This window comes from Vibrio mediterranei (genome assembly GCF_900088415.1).
GTDB classification, from domain to species: domain Bacteria; phylum Pseudomonadota; class Gammaproteobacteria; order Enterobacterales; family Vibrionaceae; genus Vibrio; species Vibrio mediterranei.
In genome coordinates, this window is sequence record NZ_FLLQ01000003.1 from 539408 (window position 1) to 566300 (window position 26893).

The following is a 26893-nucleotide window of genomic DNA, read 5'->3' on the forward strand; positions in this document are numbered from 1 at the left end:
TGTGTATCTCCCTTTTGCCGCAAATAATAAAAGGTTGGTTGCATAAGGCTAACAACGTCAAGGAAGGCAAGATGAATAAAACGATAATCGCCACACTGTCCATGAGTACGACTCTGCTTATCGGGTGCAATAACAGCAGCGAAGGTGACATAACACCCAGCAGCGTTAGTGGGAGGGTTGCTGACGGATACCTTTCGGGGGCTACGATCTGTCTTGATGAGAACACAAACATGGTTTGTGATGATAACGAACCAACAACTACGTCAAATAGTGAAGGTCAGTATTCTTTAAACATCACAGAGGATGAAGCGAGTCAATATCCGATTATAGCGATCGTTACGCCTGATGTTACAGATCAAGATACGAACGACTATGTCCCAAATGCTTATACACTCGTTTCCCCTCCAGGGAAGCAGGCGTTTATTAGTCCTATCACTACCTTGTTAGCACTGTCTGCTAAGGACTACTCGGATGACTCGTTAGCAACGAGTGCATCAGTGCTACGAATGCAGTTAGGAGTATCAGATGATGTGGACTTATATAGTGACTTTATTGCTGCGCAAACTGGTAATGACAGTAGTAGTTATAAAAAGGTTCATAACACGGCTCAACTTGTAGCTCGTAAACTGGGTCAGCATTTAACAACATTCAATTCTGGTGATAGCTCAGGCGTAATTGATAGGACTAAACTAGTAGTTGCTGTCGACTCTGTTCATAGCGTTGTCGCGGATTTAGCAGAGCTTGCTGATAGCAATGACTTTGATGCCGATGCTGTAGCTATATCAAAATCACAAGAATGGAATAATGAGGTTAAAGACATCATTCCATCGGAAAAGGTTGAGCAGATAGAAGCAGAACAAGGACTTCCTGCAGCATTAAGTGGCGGAGTATATCAATACATTGATATCGAAGGAAATAAGACAGACTATTTGACGGTCAAACTAAATACGACAACAGCTAGCTATAGCGAGAACATCTCAATTGTTGTTACAAATGATAGTGGTGACAGCTACTCTTTTGAAGCTGTGGATAGTCACCCTGATGACTTGGATTTCCCTCAACAAGTGGCATTTGTAAAACGATTACCGGGAGATAGTCTGGTTAGTGGTACATATACGTATACTTTGTCAGACGGAGAAGGCAACAGTGTGATGTTGTTTAAAGACAACTATATACAGCCTGTATTGACGAATTACAGTAGTGCACTATTGGCCTCGGGTATGTCTTGGGTAGAAACGCCTTTCGATAATGCATTCCTCTCATTCCCAGTTACTGATGATGAGCTCTACTATCAGGCGATTTTGTTAGGTACAGAGGATAATATTGTCTATACAGGTCGAAATGAACAAGGCCGAAATATTATCTTATATGACGATTTGGATGATATGAGGGCAGCGACCTCGTTACTAGTTAAAGCATCAGATGGTTCGAATCACCGTGATAGCAACTTTACTAGAGAGTTATTTAAGACCGGGGTAACGGAGTCAACAGACGCCTCTTATATAGGCTTTGTTCGTACCTATTTCAGAAACTCCTATAATGTCCCTAGTGATAGCGCTAAGCAGCGTTACATATACCAGTTTAACGCAGAACCAGCGGCAGAAGAGGAGGGGACACAGTTAACTAAGAAAGTGAGTTCCTTCAAGATTGAACATTTTGATAGCAATTCGTCAACGTATGTAGAGACAATAAGTGCAAATATTTCTGATACTGTGTTTGAAGAATTGGGAACTAGCGAGGAAGACGCTGAACAAAATGGATATAACCTATGGCATCAGTTGGATAAAGATGAGTCGGTAATTTTTCTCGATGCTTTCTTTCAAGGAGACACGTCTAGCGCAGTTTTAGCTAAGGGGACATACCGTTATTCAATTACCGATGTTAATGGCAATACCTTTCATAGCTACGACTATTATGGTGGCGAATCAAAAGGTTTCCCAGAGTTATCGGCTGATAGTTTCACGGCGAAGGAATTGAATGCGGATTGGTATCAACTATCGATCGACACAGCAGATGGTGACAATAGCTCTCTTATTTATGAATTCCAGTTCAATGTAGATTACGCTAAATATGGAGAAGAACAAAGCAATTACCTGCTAAGTCTTGGAAAGCAGCGCGAAGCAACAGCGCTAATCAGAAAGCAAAGACTGACAGAGGCAGTCAGCAAGTTTGAAGCAGACCGTGGAGTTGAAGTCACAGGTTATTCGGTTGATGTCTCAATTTTTGATAGCGCAAAAACTTATAAAACAGATAATCGATTCGAGATCACTAACATTGACTTTGATAAAGCGATAGAAGCTAATACTAACTAGTGGCTCAATATAGCCATTCTTATACTATTCAATGCGAGACAAAGACAGGCCAAGCGCCTGTCTTTGTTGTTTCTACTTTAATCCTGCGCTATCACATAGAGGGATAAACTGGACTGGTAAGTATGGTTGCTACTAAATCAGATTGGGAGTGGCTTCCGGTTTTGACGAATACAGATTTTATGTGGTCTTTAATTGTATGAGTAGAGCGTTGCAACATTTCCGCAATCTCGTTGCGGTTATAACCTCGCGCTATTAGTTCACAAATAGAGGTCTCTGTTTCTGTAAGATCAAAAATAGCTTTCAGAAAATCGGAGTTGACATGGATAGGGTGTTGTCGGTCGTAAATGTAAACAATCGCACCGATTTCGTAATTGCTAAAGGTTTGATATTCATAACTTTGAGTCGAAACTGGATTTTCGATCCCAATTGGAACAAGAAGAATTGTCAGCGGAGATTGGGAATCGTTGATATGAGTGACTCGGCATGCTTTGCTTTTTGCATCATTCCTTTTAAGTACCTGATATAGATTAGAAATATAGTTGCCTTTAGCTATAGGGGTAGTGATTGAGAAACTGTTATCAGTTACTGCTAAGCAATCATGTAACTCTCCTAACTGGATTGCTTTTTGATTGACACAAATAAGCCCACCCTTGCTGTCATATAGTAGAGCCCCATGAGGAAGTTGTGCAATGAGATTGCTAAGGTTAGACGTCTCATTGCGAATTTCTTTGAATTGTTGGTAAAGCGTAAATGCACGCTGTATATGGGGAATTAACTCATTCAAGATGAGAATGTCATCAGGAGTGAAAGCTAGGCTAGTATTATCTCGATGAATACTGATCATAGCCTCTTTGTTCTCAGTTTTCCCTATTCTTGCTGAAGAAACATCGAGTAAATCATTGCCATCAAACCATTGCTCCACAAGCTTCTGGCTCGGTGAAAGAGCATTTGTCGTTGGCCTGCCAATATCGTTTAGTAAGGTATAGAAGCGGCTAGGAGGTGCAACGTCAATATAGTCATGAATATAGTTCCCTTCTTCCAGATTGTTCTCAATATACTCGATGATAACATCTGTTTTTGGTCCCGCAATCCAAGCACTGTCTATAGCTTGATTACTCGTGTTTTGTATATGGAATACGGCATCCGCTAGATTGAACTCGATGACTAGTTGATCTAAAAAAGGTTGGAAACCCTGTTTGTGAGTCGGTGCTTGGTAAAGCAAATCGATTAAATCGCTGAAACGAAAAAGGGAATCCTTTGCTATCTTCCTTGTCATAGTGTTACCGTTTCTAATTCTAGCCAATGGATCTTCATGCTTCTCTAACTTGGTGTTGAGAGGTGCATAGCGCTATTTGATTTAAATAATTGATAAATGTGACTATAGATATGTTTAATATGAATTAATGGTAATTGCTGACTTATTGATCAGATTTATATTTATAAATGTGATATCTATTTCATAAATCGAGAAGTTGTGAACTGTAACGAGCCAGATAGAGCTATCGTATGATTCGAAGATTGATGCAATAGTGTAACTTGAACATGCTAACGTTAATGAGTTTCCTCCCCCCCCCCAACAAGGGGAGTCAATCGAAGTTAGTATTTTTGGTAACCTTTCTAAAGCTGATGCAGGGAGGGTTAATGGATGGGTTTGACACATCATTTTCGTTTTGCAGTTTTGATCATAAACGAATTGCAATCTTTAGAGTACACATTACTTGAACAGCGGAATCGCAAGGGGTTACCCTCTTCATTAATTGGGTTAACACCTTTTGGACGCTTATTCTTTCTAGAAATGTTTCATGCAAAACAAACGGATGACTATGAGACACTTTCCCAAAGAATCGTTGAACTAAGAAATTGCTATCCTCACTCGGAGGTTGCTCTGGGTTTGATTACATCTGATGACCGTTGTGTCATCTCAAAAATGTTGCTTGAGCCTTTATTCGAAAATGGTATTCGGTTGTGTTATTTCAAGACCAAGCTAATCAATTAGAATAACTTGAAACTCTGCATTATAGGAACAACCAAGAAATTGCTTTAGTAAATATATACAGAGTGACTGGTTGAGTTATCAGGCGTAGTCCTTTACAATTCACGGCCCTGGACTACGGTCAGGTCAGGAAGCGCCCTTAGCTCAGCTGGATAGAGCACGTCCCTTCTAAGGATGTGGTCGTAGGTTCGAATCCTACAGGGCGTGCCATTATTTAAGACCCCTGATAGCTCTTTGAGTTGTCAGGGGTTTTGCGTTTTATGGACGTATGTCTGCTACACTATCTGCAATTTCACCTTCAAGAGAGTTCACCATGTCCTTTTCTAAACTAGGGTTAAGCCAACCATTACTTGATGCTATTAACGAGGTTGGTTATCAAAAACCAACAACGATTCAGACTAAGGCGATTCCTATTGTTTTGAAAGGCAGTAATCTTATCGCTGCGGCGCAGACCGGAACGGGTAAAACAGCCAGTTTTGTTTTGCCTATTTTAGAGAGACTTAGTACAGGTCAAACTGAACGTAAAAAGCGTGCACGTGCGATCATCTTAACGCCAACTCGTGAGCTGGCTCTGCAGGTGAACCAGAGCATTGAAGCTTATGCACAGTTTACGTCAATAAAATCTATGGCAATGTTTGGTGGCGTTGATTACGCACCACAGAAGCAAGCTTTAATTGATGGTGTGGATATTGTTGTAGCAACTCCAGGTCGTTTGATAGACCTATACGGTCAGCGTGCGATTCACTTTGATGAAGTTGAGACTTTGGTGTTGGATGAAGCTGACAAAATGCTGGATATGGGCTTTATCGAAGCGATCAACAAGATTATTGCTCGTGTACCAGAAGACGCTCAAAGTTTGTTATTTTCAGCGACATTGTCTAACCCTGTCCGCGATCTTGCTAAGTCTGCGATAGACAACCCAGAAGAAATTGCTATCACCAAGCACAGTGCTTCTAAGAGCAATATTAAGCAGTGGATCGTCACTGTCGATAAGGACATGAAATCCTCGCTTTTAAGTCATCTATTGCAACAGAGTCAATGGAAACAAGCGCTTATTTTTATTGAAACCAAGCATGGTGCAGCTAAGCTTGTCAGCCAATTAGAAAAGCGTGGCATTGCTGCTGAGGCGTTCCATAGTGGTCGTAACCAAAAAGTTCGTCAGCAACTTATTGAGTCATTCAAAGCCGGTGAAATTCAATATATGGTGGCAACTGGTGTTGCTGCGCGTGGTATTGATATTGAAAACCTGCCAGTGGTGATTAACTACGACTTACCTTATCCAGCGGATGAGTATGTTCACCGAATAGGGCGTACGGGTCGTGCTGATGCTGCGGGCGAGGCGGTATCGTTAGTATCAAAAGATAACTTCAAAAACCTGTGTATGATAGAAAGCCGATTAGGCCATTTGCTTGAGCGAGTTGAAATTGAAGGCTTTGTACCGAGAAAACCGGTGCCGATTTCTATCCTCAATTATGTACCTAAGCATAAGCGTGGAGAAGAACGCTAATTCTGCATAGACATACCAATGAAATAAAATAGACACCTACTTGAGGTGTCTATTTTTGTTTTATTCTGCTTTCTCAATCAGTAAGGTTATCCCATCGACATCTATCACTTTGACCAAGGTACCACTAGGTAAGTCGGAGTCAGAGTATGCGGACCAAGAAGTATCGCCCAGTTTGATTCGACATTTACCTCTGGTGATGTCTTGTTCCAGTACTGAAGTTTGACCTATGAGCTGTTTGTCTTTCTGATTTAGGCTTCGCTGCTTATCTGATTGCTTATCAACTCGGTGTTGTTTACGCCACCATAGCCAGGTCAATGCCAACGCAAACACCCCAAAGCTTATCCATTGCAGTTGCCAACTGATAGGAATGAAGGCGAGCACAATACCCACCAACATGGCTGCGATGCCAATCCACAACATGTAGCCAGCGGTACCGAGTAACTCGCCACACAGCAGTAATAATCCTAGAGCCAACCAGTGCCAGTAATTGACTTGGCTAAGCAGTTCTATCACGCGTTATCCTTTTTTTGTTGAGGCTTTGACTGATTAAACATCTCTGCAATACCAGCTACAGAACCCATGAGTCCAGTTGCTTCTATCGGCAACATGATAATTTTACCATTCTCCGCCTGACCAATTGATTTCAAAGCCTCGGTATAGCCTTGAGCAATAAAGTAATTCACAGCTTGCATGTCGCCCTGAGCAATGGCGGTTGAAACCATCTCAGTTGCTTTAGCTTCTGCTTCTGCGGCACGCTCACGTGCTTCTGCTTGAAGTATAGCAGCCTGTTTCTCACCTTCGGCTTTGAGGATTTCAGATTGCTTATGACCCTCGGCCTTAAGGATCTCTGCTTGTCGCACACCTTCGGCTTCTAAGATGTCAGCACGTTTGTTACGTTCTGCTTTCATCTGAGCATTCATCGCTGCAGTTAGGTCTGCTGGTGGCTGTACGTCGCGGATCTCAATACGAGTCACTTTAACGCCCCACGCATTAGTTGCTTCATCGACAATCGCAAGCAGTTTGGTATTGATAGAGTCACGTTGGCTCAACATTTCATCCAACTCCATCGAGCCAAGCACGGTACGCATATTGGTCAATGTCAGGTTGCGAATAGCATGCTCAAGATCGTTCACTTCATACGCAGCTTTTGCCGCGTCGATAACTTGGACAAAACAGACTGCATCAATGACTACGTTGGCATTATCTTTGGAAATGACTTCTTGTGGCGGAATATCAAGAACTCTTTCCATCATATTGATTTTACTGCCAATAGAATCAATGAAAGGGATAATCAAGTTCAGCCCAGGTCTAAGCGTATGGGTATAGCGACCAAATCTTTCTACGGTCCAGTTGTTGGCTTGTGGTACCGTTTTGACCCCGGCCACAATAAAAACAATTGCGACCAGAATGAAACCACCTATGGTGACCATTGCATCAATATCCATGAGTCTATCCTTGTATTAAAAATGTACAATCCTAAACAGTATACAGCGTTGTTAAGACAATACTGTGTAAAGGTATGTATTTTTTCGACGAGTAATCATTAAATTTATCATGGAGTTAAATTGATTACCGATAGCTAGGAAAGGCGGTTCAATGAAATAGATTAACCTAATATGAAAAAAGGGAAGCCTATGCTTCCCTTAGAATAGAGTGTGACTAAGTTATTAGTAGAGCAGAGAATACAACTGACGGCGATACTTCGCGGCGATAGGGTTACCTTGACCTAGCGCAGACAAGATATCCATAAAGGCTTTTTTCAGGTCTCCATCAAGCGCATTCAAATTACGGCTCAGAGGCGTCCATATCAGAGCAAGTGCTTCTTCATCACGATTCACTTGGTGGTATTGAAGACCAAGTTCTGCGACCAGTTTAAGATCCTCAGGGTTTGCTTGTAATGCCGCTTCTAAAGATTGAATCTCAGGGCTATCAGCTGCCTGTTTGTGCAGTTCTAATTTCGCCACTAAGCTCTTATAGTGGTTGTCTTTGTATTCCATTGGAATAGTGTTGAGTACTTGTTCTGCACGTTCAAATTGATTGGTTTCAAGCAAGCAATTGGCAACTGCCAATTTGATTTCACCTTTATTTTGATACTCTTCGGAAAGAGTCCCAAATGCAGAAATAGCAGCTTCAAACTCACCTTGTTGTGATAACTCTAGCGCTTTGCGAGCGTTAAGTTCATCTTCACTTGGAAGATGTTTGGTCAGCATAGCTTTGACCGCTTCAATTGGTTGTGGACCACCTAGTCCGTCTACAGGTTGGCCATTCACGAATAACGCAATCGTAGGAAGTGCTTGAACACCGAATTGTCCAGCAATCGCTTGTTGCTCTTCACAGTTCAGCAATGCCAGTGTATAGGCGCCGGCGTATTGTTCTGTTAATGCCTTTAAAGCAGGAATTAACTGAGCGCTTTCTTCACTCATAGGTGCCCAAAAGTGGATCAGCACAGGAGCTGTCATTGAGCCTTCGAGGACTTCGCGGAAATTTTGCTCATTTAAATCAACAATGTACGCTGGTTGCATTGAATTATCCTTATTAAGTGATTCGCATTGTTCTCTTTTCAAGATTGGTATTGGTGAACCAAAAATCAAGGTTTGTCGAAGAGATTACAGAATTTAGATGCCAAAACGCCGCACTATGAAGCGCGGCGTTTATGGATTTCAGAAATGCAGCAAGCGAAGGTGTTTAAAACATTACAAAGTATGCAAGTGTTACACCCACAGCCAGCCAGTTTAGCTGATTTAGCGTCATTTTTAGAATTCCAAATTGATATCGCTGTGAGCAAGGTGTTAGAGAGATGATTCCAACTTGTGTAGGGTATGGTTTCGTCTCTTATATTTAACTACGTTGAGCAATATATCCTTCATATGTGACACTAAAATTACAAATGATCATTTTTTATGCGGCTTTTCGCAAAATAGGATCTAACCATTTGCTTGGAAGCAGACGTTTTAGTACGGCAAATACCTTCGTTGGTGTGGTGACTCGATAGCGTAACTTAGGGTTGTCTGACTCGAGGGCATGTAACAGCGGCACAACGCAAGATTCCGGCGGCAGTACGAATTGATTATTGGAGCCTTCCGCTGATAATCGGCTTAGCTGTTGCTGGTAATGCGTTTTATGTACGCTGGCATCAATATTAATCCATTTTAAAAATGCGGCCTTGGCATTGGCTCTAAATTGTGTCTCAATAGGCCCTGGTTCTATGAGTGATACTTTAATGTTCGTTTGGTATAACTCAAGTCTGAGAGTGTCGGTCCATCCCTCGAGGGCAAACTTAGAAGCATTATATGCTCCACGGTATTTCATAGCAGCAAACCCGAGGACAGAGCTGTTTTGAATAATACGACCGTCGCCTTGTTTTCGCATTACCGGTAGTACTTGTTTCGTCAGCTCATGCCAACCAAAGAAGTTTGCCTCAAATTGTTCTCTTAGTGCATCGGTTGGCAGGTCTTCTAGGGCTCCGGGTTGGCCGTAGGCACCATTGTTAAACAAGGCATAAAGGTTCCCCTCACACAAAGCGAGTGCTTTTTGAACTCCCAACTTAATGCTCTTGCTATCGGTCAGATCGAGTTGAATACAAGTCAGCCCTTCTTGGTTGAGCCTATCCACATCTTTTGGATCGCGGCACGACGCAATGACCTTGTAGCCTTTATTTTGCAACTCATGTGCTGCGACGTAACCGATACCTGTTGAACACCCTGTGATAAGAATGGCCTTTCCCATGTTTGCGCTAACCCTATGATTTATTTCCTTTCAGTTAAGGTTAACGCTAATGGTAGACGAGGTCTAGCGCGAGTTTGCGACGATGTTTTTCAGCGCTGAGTCGATGTGAGGGAAGGAGAAGTTAAAGCCGATCTCTGTGAGCTTTTTAGGTTTTGCTCTCGTGCTGTCAAGCAGTAAGCATGAAGACTCTCCCATAGCGAGTTTAATCGCCCATTTAGGAGTAAATAAAAAATGAGGGCGGCCCAACGAACTTGCCAGTGTTTTACTGAAAACTGCGTTGGTGACGGCATGAGGTGCACAGAAATTATATGGCCCGCTAGCGTGTTCAGTTTCCAGCAAACAAACAATCGCGCGCACCATATCTAGTATATGTATCCAAGGAATATATTGTTTTCCGTTACCAATCGGTCCACCGAGCCCCAACTTATAGGGCAGCAGCATCTTAGCTAATGCTCCGCCACCTTCGCCAAGCACAACACCAGTACGTAATAGACACACTCTTGTTTGGTCGGACTGTGCTCGCAAGGCGATGTGTTCCCAACGTTCACAGACGTTGTGAGCAAAGGTATCCTGATTGACATGCAGACTTTCGTCGAAAGGGTGATCTTGTTGATCTCCGTAATAACCAACGGCTGAGCCACTAATAAAAATTGCAGGAGGTTCAGTGCTGGCGTGAATCAGCTCCACAAGGGTTTCGGTGATCTTCCAGCGGCTGTCACAAATACGTTTTTTTTGAGCTTCGCTCCAACGTTTATCTGCAATCGGCTCTCCAGCGAGATTTATGACGGCATCAAACGCATTGAGGTCGTTAAAGCTATCTAATGAATCGACATAGTGAATATTGCCACAGTCAGTGTGATGTAGCGTTTTTCTTGCTGTCTGTTCATCACGGGTCAGCAGAGTGATGGAGTAGGTGGTTAGGTGTTTCAGTAACTCTCGCCCAATAAACCCTGTGCCACCTGTTACAAGCAAATTCATCTCTGTCCTTCTCCTCAGTAATTGACAACTTACCGATATGACTCAGTTGCTGAATAAGTAAATATAGCAATGAATCAGAGGATTAACTAACGTTGTTGTGGGTGTAGCACATGTTGTACTAGTCACAGTCTTGTGGATTGACGTGAGCATTGCGCAATATTGCCATTATTGTCACATCTTCTTACATTTAATGTGTGCCATCATAAAACTATCGTATGGAAGCGGAGGAAAGTGATGCAGGGATTGAAAGCGCTTCTTCATTCAATGGCCAGTAGTTTCAAAGATCTACTGCCCATCGTTTTGGTCGTGCTGTTTTTCCAATTGGTCGTACTGCAAGAGCCGCTTCCTAATGTTCTCTCTATCTTATTTGGCCTATTGCTTGTGGTCCTAGGGCTGACCTTTTTTGTATTTGGGTTAGAAATGGGGTTATTTCCCATCGGTGAGTCCATGGCTCAGTCGTTTGCACGAAAGGGCAGCGTCTTCTGGTTGATGGTGTTTTCGTTCTGTCTAGGCTTTGGGACTACCATTGCCGAGCCTGCGCTAACAGCGGTATCTGCTGAAGCAGCTGAAGTGGCGGCGGAAGGGGGGAAAATTCCGATGACGGAAGAGGCCATGCAAGACTATGCGGATGGCTTGCGCTTGGCCGTTGCCATTTCAGTTGGGCTTGCCATTGTATTGGGTGTGCTGCGCATACTTAAAGGTTGGCCTATCCAGTGGATGATTATTGGCGGTTATGTCGGTGTCGTGATACTGACAGGGTTCGCACCGGAGTACATTATCGGTGTGGCTTACGACTCAGGTGGCGTAACGACATCAACAATAACAGTACCATTAGTCACCGCGTTGGGTGTAGGGTTAGCCAGCACCATTAAGGGGCGTAACCCGATGCTGGATGGTTTTGGTCTCATTGCCTTTGCGTCGCTGTTACCAATGATGTTCGTTATGGTTTACGGGATGATTGCAGTATGACTATCATCTTGGATTTTCTCACCACACTGTTGCTCACGATTCGTGACGTTACACCGATCATGGTGATCATTTTCGGATTTCAGTTTGCCATCTTGAAGAAGCCAATTACTAACCCGTTAAAAGTTCTACTTGGCTTTGGCTATGTGATTCTCGGGCTTAGTTTGTTTTTAGTGGGATTAGAACTTGCTCTGTTCCCGTTAGGTGAAACCATGGCGATGCAGTTAACGGCACCTGAATTCTTGCAAGAATTTAAAGTGACGGTAGGCCAGTCATTGGAGTGGATCGACTATTATTGGGTTTACCTGTTTGCTTTCTGTATAGGGTTTAGTACCACGATTGCTGAACCATCGTTATTGGCGGTTGCTATCAAAGCGAATCAAGTTTCTGCTGGTTCGATTTCAGTAAATGGGTTAAGAATCGCAGTGGCGCTGGGGGTGGCTGTTGGTATCTCCCTTGGCAGCTATCGTATTGTTGTCGGAGACCCCATTCACTATTACATCATCGCAGGCTACATCTTGGTGGTGATTCAAACCTATTTTGCTCCCAAATTTATTATTCCGTTAGCTTATGATTCTGGCGGGGTGACTACCTCAACGGTCACGGTCCCTTTGGTGACGGCGTTGGGGTTAGGGCTAGCTTCCACCGTACCAGGACGAAACCCTATGATTGATGGGTTTGGTTTGATCGCATTTGCTAGCTTATTTCCTATTATTTCCGTGATGGCGTATGCACAGTTGATTCAATTTTTGAGTCAACGTTCAAAGCATCGCGATCTAGCTTCAAAGGAGAAGAACAATGCGCTTTAAGCTCATTCTGGCATTTGTTGAAGACAGTAAAACAGACTCCGTTCTTGATGCGGCTCGTACAGCGGGAGCCACAGGAGCAACGGTAATTAATAACGCGAGAGGGGAAGGGCTTAATAAAAAGCGAACCTTCTTTGGACTTACCTTAGAGGTTCAAAAAGATGTGCTGCTGTTTGTCGTAGAAGAGCACTTATCGCGGCAGATATTAGAGACCATTAATCAGGTCGGAGAGTTTGACCAAACTTCGGGACAGGGGATTGCGGTGCAGATCGATATAGAAGATGCGGTAGGTGTCGCTCACCAAGTCGAGACATTAACCAAAGTGGTAGAGGATGAGCTATGAGCCGACATGAAAAAGTCTGTGTACGTGATGTCATGGCAAACAGTTATGTGATGGTGGATGGATTAAAGACAGTGCATGAGGGCATCGTTTTGGCTCGTGAGCATCAGGTAAAAGCACTGGTTGTCGAAAAGCGTCATGATGATGATGAATACGGTATCGTATTGATGAATGATATTGCCAAAAAGGTGTTGGCGAAAAACCGCTCAGCCGAGCGAACAAACATCTATGAGATTATGACTAAGCCCGCATTGTCTGTTGATCCTAATATGAATGTGAAATACTGCGCTCGTTTATTCGAGCGGTTTGGGATTAGTCGTGCACCTGTCATTGAACACGGTAAGGTGATTGGTATGGTTAGTTACAATAACATTGTTGTGAATGGTATGGCTAAAGAGGAATGAAACGGGCGAACTAGGTTTAGCTGAGTTACAATACCTCCATTAGTAATGGTGGAGATAAACCAGTGAAACTATTTTTTGCTTCTGATTTGCATGGCAGTCTTGATGCCACTGAACAGGTTCTAGCAGAATATCATCGCTCAGGCGCGGAGCATTTAGTAATTTTAGGTGATGTGCTTAACCACGGGCCGAGAAATCCAGTACCAGAGAGCTATAACCCACCTAAAGTAGCAGAACGGCTTAATGAGCTCAGCACCAGTATTATTGCGGTACGAGGCAATTGCGATAGTGAAGTCGACCAGATGCTATTAGACTTTCCTATGATGAGTGACTACGCATGGGTAATGTTGGCAAATGGACAGCGATTATTCTTAACTCATGGGCATCTTTATAACACAGATAAACGACCTGCGTTAAAGCAAGGAGACGTGATTGCTCATGGACATACACATATACCAGTAGCCGAATGGCAAGGAGAGCAAATTATCTTCAATCCAGGCTCTATCACATTCCCACGAGATGGTTATGCTGCGAGTTATGGATTGCTTGAAGACAATACTCTCAGCGTTAAAACATTTGCTGGAGATGTTCTTGCATCAATCTCGCTATAAAGGTGAGTAGATAACAAGGCAATTAAATTGTTCAGATAAGTCGCAGACATAAAAAAACGCAGCCAAGGCTGCGTTTTTTCTACGTCGAGATTAACTAATTACTTAGTTACGCGTAGTACTGGCGTTTCACCAACAGTTACAGAACCAGCAAGCTTGTTCAGCTCTTTGATTTCGTCCATGTTAGAGATAACAACAGGAGTTAGCGTTGACTTAGCTTTCTCTTCTAGAAGTGCTAGGTCGAATTCGATGATAGTGTCACCTGCTTTTACTGATTGGCCTTCTTCAGCGATACGCTTGAAGCCTTCACCTTTCAGTTCAACAGTGTCGATACCGAAGTGAACAAATAGCTCGATGCCGTCGTCAGATTCGATAGAGAACGCGTGGTTCGTCTCAAAGATCTTACCGATAGTACCGTTAACAGGAGCTACCATCTTGTCACCAGCTGGCTTGATTGCAATACCGTCACCAACGATTTTCTCAGCAAATACGACATCTGGCACATCTTCGATGTTTACAATTTCACCAGAAAGAGGTGCGATAATTTCGATTGCACCAGTGTCAGCGCTGTCGTCAGATACTAGCTTCTTCAGTTTGTCAAACAGACCCATGTTGTGCTCCTAAAGGTTTGATTTTGTTCTGCTCAATTATATTAGCAGTTTGTCTTTTCTGCGATAAATTTTTCGACGTGTGCCTCAATTTCTGCAGCAGTCGCCATTTCTAGCGCTTCATCAGCCATTGCTTTTACTTCTGCGAAGTTAGCGTTGCGGATTACTTTCTTAACCTTAGGAATTGAAATACCGCTCATACTAAACTCATCTAGGCCCATGCCCAGTAGAAGTAGAGTCGCACGCTCGTCGCCAGCAAGCTCACCACACATACCAGTCCACTTACCTTCTTTATGCGAAGCGTCGATCACTTGCTTAATTACTGTAAGTACAGCAGGTGAAAGTGGGTTGTATAGGTGAGAAATAAGCTCATTACCACGGTCTACTGCTAGAGTATACTGAGTTAAGTCGTTAGTACCAATACTAAAGAACGAAACTTCTTTCGCTAGGTGGTGAGCAATCGCTGCCGCAGCAGGAGTTTCAACCATTACACCGATTTCGATGTTTTCGTCAAATGCTAGACCTTCAGCACGAAGTTCTGCTTTGTACTCTTCGATAGCAGCTTTCAGTTCACGAATCTCTTCTACAGAGATGATCATTGGGAACATGATGCGCAGCTTACCGTGTGCTGATGCACGTAGGATACCACGTAGCTGGTCACGAAGGATTTCACGACGATCCAAGCTGATACGAACTGCACGCCAACCAAGGAATGGGTTCATTTCTTCTGGAAGGTCTAGGTAAGGTAGGTCTTTATCACCACCGATATCCATAGTACGGATAATTACCGCGTGACCGTGCATTGCTTCCGCAACTTCTTTATAAGCTTGATACTGTTCTTCTTCAGTAGGAAGAGCAGTACGGTCCATGAATAGGAATTCTGTACGATACAGACCAACACCTTCACCGCCGTTACGGTTGATGCCATCGCAGTCTTTCACTGTACCGATGTTACCGCAAACTTCTACACGGTGGCCGTCTAGAGTTTCTGCTGGTAGGTCTTTAAGTTTTGCTAGTTCCTCTTTTTCTGCAAGGAACGCTTCACGTACCGCTTTAGCTTCGTCAATCTCAGCTTGAGTTGGGTTTACGATGATCTTGTTGTTCATCGCGTCAAGAACCAACATGTCGCCGTTGTTCACTTTCTTAGTGATGTCGTTAGTACCAACAATCGCAGGAAGTTCTAGTGAACGGGCCATGATAGAAGTGTGCGAAGTACGACCGCCGATGTCACATGCGAAACCTAGTACGTAATCAAGGTTGATTTGCGCAGTTTCAGATGGAGTTAGGTCGTAAGCTACTAGGATAACTTCTTCATCGATATCACCTAGTGAAACGATGTTGATGCCTAGTGCGTTCTTAACGAAACGAGTACCGATATCACGGATATCAGTTGCACGCTCTTTAAGGTATTCGTCATCTAGAGATTCTAGTGCAGTCGCTTGCTCTTCGATTACTGTGTGAATCGCGTTGTCTGCAGATAGTTTGTCTTTCTTGATGAGTGCTAGGATTTCCTCTTCTAGCTCTTCATCTTCAAGAAGCATGATATGGCCTTCGAAGATAGCCTCTTTCTCTTCACCAAAAGTCTCAAGCGCTTTTTGCTTAACGACTTCTAGTTGTTGAGCTGACTTGTTGCGAGCGTCAAAGAAACGCGCAACTTCTGCTTCAACTTGGTCATCTGAAATAGTCGACGTGTTTAGAACAATCTCGTCTTCTTGAAGTAGTAGTGCTTTACCAATAGCAATACCAGGAGATGCTAGGATGCCTGAAATCATAGCTTTACCTTTATTTGGTCTAATGTATTAAAGATTGGATAGTTATTAGCTACTTATTATGTGTAGCTGATAGCTAGAGCTATTTCCAATAAAGCCATTCTGTTTTCACAAAATGGCTTTAAGGAGAACTGGGTTCTTAGTGAAGCTCAGGGATTAGAGCTACTAGGTGGTCAACTGCTTGTTGAGCTTGTGGGCCTTCAGCAGAGATTGTGATAGTAGTGCCTTTAACTAGACCTAGAGTTTGTAGTTTGAATAGGCTTTTTGCGCTAGCGCTTTTGCCGTTAGTAGCCACAGTGATGTCAGCGTCAAATGCTTTTGCTTCTTTAACGAACTGAGCAGCCGGACGAGTGTGAAGGCCGTTTTCTGCTGTGATTTCTACTTGCTTCTCGTACATTTTTTATACCCCAATTGATTTATTTTATGTTTAGTTTCTAAACCAAACAAAGCTTATCGTTAAATGTTACGCCTCGCTATAGTACGAAAGTCATAACTGTTAAGAATTGTGTCGGTCTAGAATTGTAGGACATGATTGCAGTCTTCGCTGTATACCTGTCTTACGAAATTCTGTAATTAGCCTATTTATTTTTTGGCTTAAAATAAAACTGACCTGATATTACCAAAGGCTGACAGAGTTTCAACAAAAAAGCCCCTTAAAGGGGCTTTTTTCGTGCAAAAATTGATTTGGCAACATATTACTGCTGAATCTCTTTGTCAGTAAATATACCGGCAAACAATGCAGAGCTTAGGTAGCGTTCACCTGAACTTGGGAGTATGGTGACAATGGTTTTTCCTTTGAATTCAGGGAGTTCAGCAAGCTTGTTAGCCGCTACAACAGCTGCACCTGATGAGATACCAGCTAGGATACCTTCTTCTTCCATTAGGCGACGCGCCATTTCGATGGCTTCTTCAGAAGTAACCAGTTCGACACGGTCAACAAGCTCAAGATCCAAGTTCTCTGGGATAAATCCTGCACCGATGCCTTGGATTTTGTGAGGAGCTGGTTGGATCTCTTGACCTGCTAGCACTTGAGAAATGACTGGTGATTCTGCTGGCTCAACGGCAACTGAAACAATTGCTTTACCTTTTTCGCCCTTAATATAGCGGCTAGTACCTGTGATAGTACCACCTGTACCTACACCAGCGACAAATACATCGATCTCACCATCCGTTGCTTCCCAGATCTCTGGACCCGTTGTCTTTTCATGAATGGCTGGGTTTGCTGGGTTGTTGAACTGTTGAAGTAGCAGATACTTTTCTGGATTTGAAGCGACAATCTCTTCTGCTTTAGCGATAGCCCCTTTCATGCCTTTCGCTGCTTCTGTGAGTTCAAGGTTAGCACCTAGTGCCTTGAGAAGCTTACGACGCTCGAGACTCATAGATTCAGGCATAGTAAGTGTGAGTTTGTAGCCACGTGCAGCTGCAACGAAAGCAAGAGCAATACCTGTGTTACCACTGGTTGGCTCAACTAGCTCTACGCCTGCTTTTAGACGACCATCTTTTTCCGCTTCCCATATCATGTTTGCACCGATACGGCACTTAACGCTGAAGCTTGGGTTGCGTGCTTCTACTTTAGCGAGCACGTTACCATTACTTACTTTGTTTAGGCGAACTAGAGGGGTGTTACCAATTGTCAGTGAATTATCTTCGTAAATCTTGCTCATTATAATGTTCCTTCATTCAACCGTGGTGGTTATTGATTACCAGATAAGAATATGATTTTGTTTGGCAAGGGAAAAGAACCAAATAGTTATATATTATGGAAGAAAGTTTATGAAGCGCGCTTTTCGATGGGATTTTCTTGGTAAGAAGACCAGCTCGGCCATTGATACTAAGGGAGTTCAATGGCCGGTGTATAAGAGGTGATTACTTGTTGCGTCTAATGATGCCAAAGCCTAGGCAAAGTACTACCCACGCATATAAAGGCCAAGTTCCTACTTCACGATACCAAGTTGTCCCGTCTGTTGGAGTGACGTCAGTTCTAAGCACAGCGGTTTCAAACTGAGGGATTTGAGCAGTAATCTTGCCTTTGTGATCGGTAACGGCAGTCACACCATTATTGGTCGAACGAATAAGTGGTAAGCCAAGCTCTAATGCGCGCATTCGTGCAATTTCCATATGCTGCAACGGGCCAATAGAGCGCCCAAACCAAGCATCATTGGACAGCGTTAACAGGTAATCGGTGTCATCAGTAACGTTCTGCCTAACTTGTTCCCCAAAAATAATCTCATAACATAATGCTGGCGCTAGATGCATACCGTTAGCCACAATATTAGGCTGTACGTAAGCACCACGGCTGAATGAAGACATAGGCAAGTTAAAAAACGGGGCGATAGGTCTTAATAGATCTCCAAATGGCACGAATTCACCGAATGGAAGCAAATGGTGCTTGTGATAACGTTCATCGAGATCCATTTCGTAATCACCGTAAGGTGTCTGTCCTACAACCAATATGCTGTTGTAATACTCACCGGACTCCGTTTTGTTGATGACCCCAGTGATGATCGCAGAATCATTCATTTTAGCCGCAGAGTCCAAGTTACGTAGAAATGAAGGTAATTCGAATTCCATTGCGGGAATTGCAGCTTCTGGCCAAATGATAATGTCCGCATCCCAGTTTTCACGACTTAGATCGGTATATTTCATTATTGTTGGCCATCGGTGATTGGGCATCCACTTCATGGCTTGATCGATATTACCTTGAATCAATGCGACCGATTTGGTGCGACTTGGAGCGGGCGTGACCCAGTCGTAGTTACGTAGGCCGAATCCAGTGGCGAATATGACTAGAGGGATGATAGCGAGTTGCCACTGTTTAGTTACGGTTAAGTAAGTTAGGCTGGCAGCCATTACGATCAGTAGCAAGGTAATGAGTTCAACGCCACCAATAGGTGCAAAGCTCGCTAACGGTGAATCAATTTGACTGTACCCTAACCACAGCCAAGGGAAACCCGTCATCACCCAACCGCGAGCCCAATCAAAGATTAACCAGAGTGCTGGCGCTGCGACAAAATAACGGGTTTTATTGTCTGACGGGAAGAATCGATTTAGAGACCAAGCAAACAGAGCTGAGTAAATGGATAGGTAGCCGACTAAGAGTGCCATTAAGAACACGCTGGCAATCTTCGGCATACCACCAAAGGTATCGATACTGACGTGAACCCAACTGATGCCAGTGGCAAATTGACCTATTCCCCATGCATAACCTGTCCAAAGCGCACTTTTTGTGCTGCGACCTTTGATGAGGAGGAGAAGGAGAAATGGGCTCAGAATAGCCAAGGGCCATAGCTGATAGGGAGCAAATGCGAGAGTGGTGCTAGCACCAACAAAAGCGGCCCCGATGGGCCGCAATATGCGAAGATTTTTCTTCATTTAAATATCATCTCACTTTTTTGGTGAGCAGCAAGTGGTGAGGTTATTCCTCGACACTTGAAGCCGTTTCTTGGTCAGGTATTGTGACTTGGACCTGAACCACACGACGATTATCCGCCGCTGTCACCTTAAAGTTGTAATTTTCTATTTCAACCACTTCACCACGTGAAGGTAAGTGACCGAATGCAGTCATGACTAGGCCACCTACAGTGTCGACTTCCTCATCACTAAAGTTAGAGCCGAATGTTTCATTGAACTCTTCAATAGTAGTGAGCGCTTTCACCGCGAATGTGTGCTTACTCAGTTTTCTGATATCAAGCTCATCATCGTCATCGAATTCGTCTTCGATTTCGCCAACGATTTCTTCGAGAATATCTTCGATGGTCACTAGACCTGATACTCCACCAAATTCATCGACGACAATGGCCATGTGATAGCGCTCTTCACGGAACTCCTTCAGTAGGCGATCAACGCGCTTACTTTCAGGAACTACAACCGCTGGGCGAATCACTTCTTCAATATCAAACGGGGCGCTTTCTGAGCCCAAATAACGGAGGAGGTCCTTAGCTAAGAGGATGCCTTCTACATGGTCTTTATCTTCACTGATAACAGGGTAGCGAGAATGCTGTGCATCTGTCATCAGTTCGATTAGCTTATCGAGGTTATCGGAACGCTCGATAGTAACCATTTGCGAGCGTGGCAGCATAATATCGCGCACTCGCATTTCAGAAATTTCCATGACACCTTCGAGCATATCGCGGGTATCGTGGTCAATTAGGTCGTTTTCTTCAGAGTCGCGGATAACATCTACAAGCTCTTGGCGGTCTTTTGGTTCGCCTTGAAAAATTTGACCTAGGCGCTCAAAGAAGGACTTTCTACTCGGACCTTCCGACTTTTTACTGTTTCCCTCTGGTTGAGAGGGAGAAGACTCTTCGTTCATGACTTCTCAATTCAGAATGCTATCAGATGTGTGATAGCGCACATGCGTAAACAGATTCTTTTTAGCGCGAACGCCAGCGAAATGTGCTTACTCCTTTTCTACTAAATATGGGTCATCAAAGCCCATATCAAGCATGATTTCGGTTTCCAAAGCTTCCATTTCTTCTGCTTCGTCATCCTCAATATGATCATAACCTAGCAGATGAAGACTCCCATGTACAACCATATGTGCCCAGTGTGCAATCAAAGGCTTGGATTGCTCAATGGCCTCTTTTTCGACAACTTGACGACAAATGATCATGTCACCAAGCAGATCCATTTCTACACCTGGAGGAGCTTCAAAAGGAAAGGAGAGCACATTGGTTGGTTTATCTTTACCACGGTAGTCGCGGTTAAGTTGTTGGCTCTCTTCTTCATCGACTATACGAATCGTCAACTCAGCATCTTGTTGAAACGGAGTAATGGTTTTGTCCAACCAGCCTTGAAATTCGTCAGCACTTGGTAACCCTTGTTCTGATTCGACTGCAATTTGAAGATCGAGTTCAATCGCCATTACTTTCCATCCACCGTTGCGCTAGCAGATGCTGCATCAAGCAGCTTTTGCGCCGCTTCACGTTCTTCACGTCGCTTACGCTCAATTTCTTTACGTTCTTTGGCATCTTTCGCTTCCCATTTCTCGTAAGCATTTACGATGCGCGCAACGACAGGGTGACGAACGACATCATCTGACTGGAAGAAGTTAAAGCTGATTTCGTCAACTTCACTCAGCACTTCAATCGCATGACGAAGGCCAGATTTTGCGCCACGCGGCAAGTCGATTTGTGTGACGTCACCAGTGATAACTGCGCGCGAGTTAAAGCCGATACGCGTCAGGAACATCTTCATTTGTTCAACGGTGGTGTTCTGGCTCTCATCGAGAATAATGAAGGCATCGTTAAGTGTGCGGCCGCGCATGTAGGCGAGGGGAGCAACCTCAATAACATTGCGTTCAATGAGTTTCTCTACGCGCTCAAAACCAAGCATTTCAAATAACGCATCGTATAGAGGTCGAAGGTACGGATCGACCTTCTGACTTAAATCACCTGGCAGGAAGCCTAGTTTTTCACCCGCTTCTACTGCTGGACGAGTCAGTAGGATACGGCGAATTTCTTGGCGCTCCAGTGCGTCTACTGCAGCAGCTACTGCTAGGTAAGTTTTACCTGTACCAGCTGGCCCAATACCGAAGCTAATATCATGAGTGACCATATTCACTAGGTACTGAGCTTGATTAGGTGTACGCGGTTTGATGATGCCTTTCTTGGTCTTTACGAAGACTTCTTTTCCGTGAGCGATTTCTGATTCGGTATTTTGCTCAAGTACACCAGATTCTTTAACGGCTAAGTGAATTTGCTCTGGCTCAATATCAGGGATCTGGCCACGCACAGGTGCTGTGTCGACATAAAGCGTTTTGATGATATCTAGAGCTGCGGCGCTAGTGTGCGGCTTGCCCACGATCGTAAAGAAGTTGCTTCTGTGGTTGATCTCGACACCTAAGCGGCGTTCTAAATGTTTGATATTGTCATCGAAAGGACCGCACAAGCTTGATAGACGGCGGTTGTCTGAAGGTTCTAGATGAATTTCTAGAGTTACGATTTGATTACTCAATGTTGCCTCACATTTTGCCCTTAAGGGCGATGTATGAAGCCCGACTGTGACCGGGCTTCGCATATTTTTACCCAATTAACTCCAAAATAGCACATTGAAGCTGTTTGGGTATAGGCGCTAAGGCGTAAAGGTCGCTACACCCAGCTCATCTTCGCGTTTGGTTTTTGCCATCATTTGTGTTGGAGAAATAACACTGCGAAGATCCATATCTTTTTCTGTTCTTACTAGCTCACCACGTAGGGAGTTTGCGAACACGTCTGTGATTTTCACGTCAACAAACTGGCCGATTAGCTCTGCACCACCTTCGAAGTTAACCACACGGTTGTTTTCGGTGCGCGCACGAAGCTCCATCAGGTTCTTCTTAGATGGACCTTCAACTAAAACACGTTGCTCAGTGTCTAGCATCTGACGTGAATAACGCATTGCCTGCGAGTTTACAGTTTGTTGTAGCTCGTATAAGCGGTCTTTCTTAGTTTGCTCAGGAAGATCACATGGGTAATCTGCTGCTGGCGTACCTGGACGAGGAGAGAAGATAAAGCTAAAGCTCATATCAAAATCTACGTCCTTGATCAGTTTCATCGTGTCTTGGAAATCTTTGTCAGTTTCACCTGGGAAACCAACAATGAAGTCTGAACTGATTTGAATATCAGGACGCGCTTTGCGAAGTTTACGAATGATAGACTTGTATTCAATCGCTGTGTGTGGACGCTTCATCATAGTCAATACACGGTCTGAACCACTTTGTACTGGCAAGTGCAGGAAGCTAACAAGCTCAGGTGTGTCTTCGTAAACAGCAATGATGTCATCAGTGAACTCTAGCGGGTGACTTGTCGTAAAGCGGATACGATCAATACCATCAATAGAAGCAACCAGGCGTAGTAGCTCGGCAAAAGAACAGATATCACCATCGTGCATTGGACCACGATAAGCATTCACGTTTTGGCCAAGTAGGTTTACTTCACGAACGCCTTGATCGGCAAGCTGAGCAATTTCAAACAATACGTCATCCATTGGACGGCTTACTTCTTCACCACGAGTATATGGAACAACACAGTAAGTACAGTACTTACTGCAGCCTTCCATAATTGAAACAAACGCTGTTGCGCCTTCCGCACGTGGTTCCGGCAGACGGTCAAACTTCTCGATCTCTGGGAAAGAGATATCCATTACTGGCGCTTCATCGCTTTGTGACTGCTTGATCATTTCAGGCAAACGGTGAAGAGTTTGTGGGCCAAAGATAACGTCAACAAATGGCGCACGTTCACGAATATGGTCACCTTCTTGAGTCGCTACACAGCCACCCACACCGATAACAACGCCATCTTTTTTGTCTTTTAGGGTTTTCCAACGACCAAGTTGGTGGAACACTTTCTCTTGCGCTTTTTCACGGATAGAGCAAGTGTTCAAAAGTAGTACGTCTGCTTCCTCTGGATCTTCTGTTAGCTCATAGCCATTTGCCGCATTAAGCAGATCGGCCATTTTTGATGAATCGTATTCGTTCATCTGGCAGCCCCAGGTTTTAATTAGCAGTTTCTTACTCATCACTATCGCTCGTCAGTTATTTAAATCTTTTTCTTGCACAGGCGCTGTATTGCGAAAACAACACAGCGGCTGCTTAAATTATGACCACCATCTTGGCGGTAAGCGGCGTATTGTACTGCTTTAAAAACCGCCTGACTAGGGGTAGTGTAAAATCTCTTTGAGAGCTTATATTTCAATTGCTGTAAGCGGTTATTAGGCCTCACAAAAGCAGGGTTTTTCGAAGGAATTCGCTCGCGCTTTTAGAGCGGGCTACGTACAATGAACACACATTGAATTTAGGGTAGTAAGAAGACGATGGAACAGTTTGAAATTGCAGTTGTTGGTGGTGGCATGGTGGGAGCAGCGACGGCGCTGGGTCTCGCTAAACAAGGGCGCTCAGTCGCTGTTATCGAAAAATTCCCCCCTCAAGCTTTCGAAAGCTCGCAGCCAATGGACTTGCGTGTTTCTGCTATTTCTCATCGCTCTGTTGATTTACTGACACACCTCGATGCTTGGAGCGCCACAGAGGCGATGCGTGTGTGCCCTTATGCACGTCTTGAAACATGGGAAGCGGAAAACTGTCGAATTCGTTTCAATGCCGAATCTCTGCATCTAGAGCAATTGGGCTACATTGTTGAAAACCGTGTGATCCAACTAGGGTTGTGGCAGCAGTTTCATCGTTTCGACAACTTGAAAGTGATTGAAGGTGACGGTGTTGAAAGCTTAACGCTTGACGATGAAGGCTCAACTATCATCTTAGAATCAGGGCGTGAAATTGCTGCGACTCTGGTCGTTGGTGCGGATGGTGCGAATTCAAGAGTACGACAAGCCAGTGGCATTGGGGTGACAGCATGGGATTATCGTCAAGAGTGCATGCTGATTAATGTTGAGACGGAACTCCCTCAACAAGACATCACGTGGCAGTGGTTTACCACGTCAGGGCCTCGTTCATTTTTACCACTATGTGGAAACCAAGGATCGTTAGTTTGGTACGATTCCCCTAAACGGATTAAGCAGTTAAAGAATATGAGTCATGCCCAGTTAGAGCAGGAGATTGTTGAGTACTTTCCAGCTGAACTGGGTAATGTTAGCGTGCTACAGCGCGGCTCATTCCCACTTACACGTAGACATGCACAGCGATATTACAAACACGGTTGTGTACTAGTAGGGGATTCAGCTCACACGATAAATCCGTTGGCTGGTCAGGGCGTTAATCTTGGCTTTAAAGATGTAGAAGCCTTGTTGAAAGCGTTTGAAGATAAAGGGGTTTCTATTGAGGCATTGCGTCGTTATGAGCTAGAGCGTCGTCCAGATAACCTGTTAATGCAAACGGGCATGGATGTATTCTACAAAGGATTTAGTAGTACCTTACCACCGCTGGCATTTGCTCGAAATGCTCTACTGAAAGTGGCAGAGCATTCTGGGCCGATTAAAGAGCAAGTCTTAAAATACGCGATTGGCCTTAAATAACTTAATAAATGACTAGACATACTGGAGCAGTGATAGAATCTGAGACTGATTCTAGCGTTGGTGCCCCAGTTGCTTCATCGACGGCAAAAAGAGCTAAATTGTCAGAATGCTGGTTTGCTGTCATAAGATACTTTCCATCTGGAGAAATACACAAATCTCGTGGGAACTCTCCCCCTGAACTGACAAAGCCTTGATAATCAGGTACAGCAGGGTCACTCAATTTAAACCAAGAGACGATAGACTCTCCGCGACCTGTTAAATAGACAAAGCGATTGTTCGGTGAAAGCTTAACGGCCGCCGCCGCTTCATGGTTTATATGTTCAGGAAACGCTGAAGTAGAGTAAATCAGTCGCCATCTCCCATGTTCGTTACGCTTGATAACATGCAGTGATTCATCGAGTTCACACAACACATACCCAAATTTACCATCTTGAGAGAAGTCTACATGTCGAGGACCACTTCCCAGCGGCATTACCAAAGACTGAGATAGAACCGCATCAGTTTTGTTATATTCGTAAAAGCTCAATGTGTCGATGCCTAAGTCTACCGTGACGAACTGTTGGCTATTAGGGATAAACTGTAACTGGTGCCCATGGGGGGCTTGCTGGCGAGTAGGATGAACGCTAGAGCCTTCATTAGCCAGTAAAGCTATACGTTCTCCAATAATGCCATGTGCCCTTAGGGCAAATATCTCGAAGTTACCTGTCCCATAATGCGCGACGCCTAATAATTCTTTATTCGGAGATATTGCAAGGTGGCATGGGTAATCACCATCAAGCAATCTTACTTGATGATCTTCACTGTTTGTCGGCACGAATATAAGGGCCGCTCCTTCCTGTTGAGAACATTCGGAAACGAGATAATGTCCTTGCTCTGTATACAGAAGATAAGAAGGGTTGAAAGCATTTGTTATCGCTGAAGATATTATAAGGTCATGGGGAGTGTTGAAATGCGCCGTCTTGAAACCTAAATCATCGCCTTTTGAATACTGTCCAATAGCAACGGAGTAATCTTGGAAAGTCATAAATATCCTTGAAGATCAGTGTATTGACCTAAGGTTGCCTGTCTATCCGAGAATGAACAGTAGCAAAATACTTTTCTGTGAGCCAATAGAAGAAATTAACAATATTGAAGAAACTTTCAAAGATTCAACTAACGTAATTGTCAGAGAGGAATAGATAGAAAAAAAGCCCGTCAAATGACGAGCTTTCTTAATAATGGTGCGGAAGGAGAGACTTGAACTCTCACACCTTGCGGCGCCAGAACCTAAATCTGGTGCGTCTACCAATTCCGCCACTTCCGCATCAATTTTGTAGTCTTAGCTGATGATTGGTGAATCAACTAGACGTTGTAATGGCAGGGTTACTTTGAACCGAACCAGGGACAATAGACGGGGCATCAAAATGATTGTGCTCCATTACTGAACCTTTAAATAGTGGCTGGGCTACCTGGATTCGAACCAGGGAATGGCGGCATCAAAAGCCGCTGCCTTACCGCTTGGCGATAGCCCAACAGAATTGTTTAAAGTGTCAATCACACTAAAAGATGGTGCGGAAGGAGAGACTTGAACTCTCACACCTTGCGGCGCCAGAACCTAAATCTGGTGCGTCTACCAATTCCGCCACTTCCGCAACAAAACTTGTAGTTAAGAGAGTAATTGGTAAAACTCGATCTTAACGTTGTAATTAATGGTGGCTACGACGGGATTCGAACCTGTGACCCCATCATTATGAGTGATGTGCTCTAACCAGCTGAGCTACGTAGCCATTTGAAGTTTTCACTTCGCTCTATATTTCAAGAGAAATAATGGTGCGGAAGGAGAGACTTGAACTCTCACACCTTGCGGCGCCAGAACCTAAATCTGGTGCGTCTACCAATTCCGCCACTTCCGCATCAATTTTGTAGTCTTAGCTGATGATTGGTGAATCAACTA

At 44.0% G+C, this 26893-nt stretch carries 25 protein-coding genes and 6 tRNA genes; 10 read left to right on the top strand and 21 right to left on the bottom strand.

All coding sequences use genetic code 11. The annotated features are described in order from the left end of the window. Positions 1-71: 71 nt before the first annotated feature. On the top strand, positions 72-2312 hold the full coding sequence (locus tag VME0621_RS12345; protein WP_062463138.1) for a hypothetical protein: 2241 nt from the start codon (positions 72-74) through the stop codon (positions 2310-2312). Between the two features lie 91 nt (positions 2313-2403). On the opposite strand, the gene VME0621_RS12350 is transcribed toward VME0621_RS12345, so the two are convergent. After that, positions 2404-3615: a helix-turn-helix transcriptional regulator gene (locus tag VME0621_RS12350; protein ID WP_156750268.1), complete on the bottom strand. Its 1212-nt coding sequence runs from the start codon at positions 3613-3615 to the stop codon at positions 2404-2406. An 823-nt stretch (positions 3616-4438) separates the two neighbouring features. Between VME0621_RS12350 and VME0621_RS12360 the strand changes: the two genes are divergently transcribed. Together VME0621_RS12360 and VME0621_RS12365 are read left to right on the top strand one after the other, a co-directional pair. Next, positions 4439-4515: transfer RNA gene (locus VME0621_RS12360), tRNA-Arg, on the top strand. Between the two features lie 103 nt (positions 4516-4618). Further along, the gene (locus VME0621_RS12365; protein ID WP_062463147.1) at positions 4619-5812 is read left to right on the top strand and encodes a DEAD/DEAH box helicase; all 1194 of its coding nucleotides are present in this window, start codon (positions 4619-4621) and stop codon (positions 5810-5812) included. 60 nt (positions 5813-5872) lie between these two features. On the opposite strand, the gene VME0621_RS12370 is transcribed toward VME0621_RS12365, so the two are convergent. The 3 genes from VME0621_RS12370 to VME0621_RS12380 all read right to left on the bottom strand — a co-directional run bounded on the left by VME0621_RS12370 (position 5873) and on the right by VME0621_RS12380 (position 8334). Further along, positions 5873-6325, bottom strand: a complete 453-nt coding sequence (locus VME0621_RS12370; protein WP_171391198.1) for an NfeD family protein — start codon at positions 6323-6325, stop codon at positions 5873-5875. Then, positions 6322-7257, bottom strand: a complete 936-nt coding sequence (locus tag VME0621_RS12375) for an SPFH domain-containing protein (RefSeq protein WP_006075698.1) — start codon at positions 7255-7257, stop codon at positions 6322-6324. The genes VME0621_RS12370 and VME0621_RS12375 overlap by 4 nt, the downstream gene beginning before the upstream one ends. Positions 7258-7479: 222 nt before the next feature. After that, positions 7480-8334 (bottom strand): co-chaperone YbbN, encoded by an 855-nt coding sequence (locus tag VME0621_RS12380; RefSeq protein WP_038225357.1) that lies wholly within the window; start codon positions 8332-8334, stop codon positions 7480-7482. A 72-nt stretch (positions 8335-8406) separates the two neighbouring features. On the opposite strand from VME0621_RS12380, the gene VME0621_RS26590 reads away from it, so the two are divergent. Beyond that, a complete protein-coding gene (locus VME0621_RS26590) occupies positions 8407-8613 on the top strand; it encodes a hypothetical protein (RefSeq protein ID WP_124940726.1) in 207 nt (68 codons plus the stop codon). Between the two features lie 97 nt (positions 8614-8710). Here VME0621_RS26590 and VME0621_RS12385 read toward each other — a convergent pair whose 3' ends face one another. Then, a complete protein-coding gene (locus VME0621_RS12385) occupies positions 8711-9538 on the bottom strand; it encodes an SDR family oxidoreductase (protein WP_062463150.1) in 828 nt (275 codons plus the stop codon). 63 nt (positions 9539-9601) lie between these two features. Then, positions 9602-10516: a TIGR01777 family oxidoreductase gene (locus VME0621_RS12390; RefSeq protein ID WP_062463153.1), complete on the bottom strand. Its 915-nt coding sequence runs from the start codon at positions 10514-10516 to the stop codon at positions 9602-9604. A 234-nt stretch (positions 10517-10750) separates the two neighbouring features. Between VME0621_RS12390 and VME0621_RS12395 the strand changes: the two genes are divergently transcribed. The 5 genes from VME0621_RS12395 to yfcE all read left to right on the top strand — a co-directional run bounded on the left by VME0621_RS12395 (position 10751) and on the right by yfcE (position 13640). After that, positions 10751-11485: a DUF1538 domain-containing protein gene (locus VME0621_RS12395; protein WP_038225354.1), complete on the top strand. Its 735-nt coding sequence runs from the start codon at positions 10751-10753 to the stop codon at positions 11483-11485. Then, complete coding sequence (locus VME0621_RS12400; RefSeq protein WP_038225353.1) at positions 11482-12291, top strand: DUF1538 domain-containing protein; 810 nt, start codon at positions 11482-11484, stop codon at positions 12289-12291. The genes VME0621_RS12395 and VME0621_RS12400 overlap by 4 nt, the downstream gene beginning before the upstream one ends. Further along, positions 12281-12631 carry a P-II family nitrogen regulator gene (locus VME0621_RS12405; protein ID WP_038225352.1) on the top strand — a complete coding sequence of 117 codons (351 nt, stop codon included), beginning with the start codon at positions 12281-12283 and terminating at the stop codon, positions 12629-12631. The genes VME0621_RS12400 and VME0621_RS12405 overlap by 11 nt, the downstream gene beginning before the upstream one ends. Then, complete coding sequence (locus VME0621_RS12410) at positions 12628-13032, top strand: CBS domain-containing protein (protein WP_038225351.1); 405 nt, start codon at positions 12628-12630, stop codon at positions 13030-13032. The genes VME0621_RS12405 and VME0621_RS12410 overlap by 4 nt, the downstream gene beginning before the upstream one ends. A 62-nt stretch (positions 13033-13094) precedes the next feature. Further along, complete coding sequence (gene yfcE / locus VME0621_RS12415; RefSeq protein ID WP_062463156.1) at positions 13095-13640, top strand: phosphodiesterase; 546 nt, start codon at positions 13095-13097, stop codon at positions 13638-13640. Positions 13641-13738: 98 nt separating this feature from the next. On the opposite strand, the gene crr is transcribed toward yfcE, so the two are convergent. From crr to miaB, 9 genes are all read right to left on the bottom strand, one after another. Continuing rightward, a complete protein-coding gene (gene crr / locus VME0621_RS12420; RefSeq protein WP_031494205.1) occupies positions 13739-14248 on the bottom strand; it encodes a PTS glucose transporter subunit IIA in 510 nt (169 codons plus the stop codon). Between the two features lie 41 nt (positions 14249-14289). Beyond that, positions 14290-16017, bottom strand: a complete 1728-nt coding sequence (ptsI, locus tag VME0621_RS12425; protein WP_038225348.1) for a phosphoenolpyruvate-protein phosphotransferase PtsI — start codon at positions 16015-16017, stop codon at positions 14290-14292. Positions 16018-16153: 136 nt separating this feature from the next. Next, on the bottom strand, positions 16154-16411 hold the full coding sequence (locus VME0621_RS12430) for an HPr family phosphocarrier protein (protein WP_006075478.1): 258 nt from the start codon (positions 16409-16411) through the stop codon (positions 16154-16156). Positions 16412-16709: 298 nt separating this feature from the next. Then, on the bottom strand, positions 16710-17678 hold the full coding sequence (cysK, locus tag VME0621_RS12435; RefSeq protein ID WP_038225347.1) for a cysteine synthase A: 969 nt from the start codon (positions 17676-17678) through the stop codon (positions 16710-16712). A 202-nt stretch (positions 17679-17880) separates the two neighbouring features. Further along, the gene (lnt, locus tag VME0621_RS12440; RefSeq protein ID WP_062463159.1) at positions 17881-19386 is read right to left on the bottom strand and encodes an apolipoprotein N-acyltransferase; all 1506 of its coding nucleotides are present in this window, start codon (positions 19384-19386) and stop codon (positions 17881-17883) included. Positions 19387-19429: 43 nt separating this feature from the next. Beyond that, entirely contained in the window at positions 19430-20326 is an 897-nt protein-coding gene (gene corC / locus VME0621_RS12445) for a CNNM family magnesium/cobalt transport protein CorC (RefSeq protein ID WP_006075474.1), read from the bottom strand. 87 nt (positions 20327-20413) lie between these two features. Further along, on the bottom strand, positions 20414-20878 hold the full coding sequence (ybeY, locus tag VME0621_RS12450) for an rRNA maturation RNase YbeY (protein WP_006075473.1): 465 nt from the start codon (positions 20876-20878) through the stop codon (positions 20414-20416). Continuing rightward, on the bottom strand, positions 20878-21969 hold the full coding sequence (locus tag VME0621_RS12455) for a PhoH family protein (protein WP_006075472.1): 1092 nt from the start codon (positions 21967-21969) through the stop codon (positions 20878-20880). The genes ybeY and VME0621_RS12455 overlap by 1 nt, the downstream gene beginning before the upstream one ends. Before the next feature lie 117 nt (positions 21970-22086). Further along, positions 22087-23511: a tRNA (N6-isopentenyl adenosine(37)-C2)-methylthiotransferase MiaB gene (miaB, locus tag VME0621_RS12460; protein WP_006075471.1), complete on the bottom strand. Its 1425-nt coding sequence runs from the start codon at positions 23509-23511 to the stop codon at positions 22087-22089. A gap of 294 nt (positions 23512-23805) precedes the next feature. On the opposite strand from miaB, the gene VME0621_RS12465 reads away from it, so the two are divergent. Further along, positions 23806-24960: a 2-octaprenyl-3-methyl-6-methoxy-1,4-benzoquinol hydroxylase gene (locus tag VME0621_RS12465; protein WP_062463162.1), complete on the top strand. Its 1155-nt coding sequence runs from the start codon at positions 23806-23808 to the stop codon at positions 24958-24960. A 1-nt stretch (position 24961) separates the two neighbouring features. Here the strand turns inward: VME0621_RS12465 and VME0621_RS12470 are convergent, their stop codons facing one another. The 6 genes from VME0621_RS12470 to VME0621_RS12495 all read right to left on the bottom strand — a co-directional run bounded on the left by VME0621_RS12470 (position 24962) and on the right by VME0621_RS12495 (position 26852). Then, entirely contained in the window at positions 24962-25984 is a 1023-nt protein-coding gene (locus VME0621_RS12470) for a lactonase family protein (protein WP_051867805.1), read from the bottom strand. 194 nt (positions 25985-26178) lie between these two features. Beyond that, a tRNA-Leu gene (locus tag VME0621_RS12475) sits at positions 26179-26263 on the bottom strand. 133 nt (positions 26264-26396) lie between these two features. After that, a tRNA-Gln gene (locus VME0621_RS12480) sits at positions 26397-26471 on the bottom strand. A 35-nt stretch (positions 26472-26506) separates the two neighbouring features. Then, positions 26507-26591 (bottom strand) — tRNA-Leu (locus VME0621_RS12485). Between the two features lie 58 nt (positions 26592-26649). Next, positions 26650-26726, bottom strand: a tRNA-Met gene (locus VME0621_RS12490). Between the two features lie 41 nt (positions 26727-26767). After that, positions 26768-26852, bottom strand: a tRNA-Leu gene (locus VME0621_RS12495). Positions 26853-26893 lie beyond the last annotated feature (41 nt).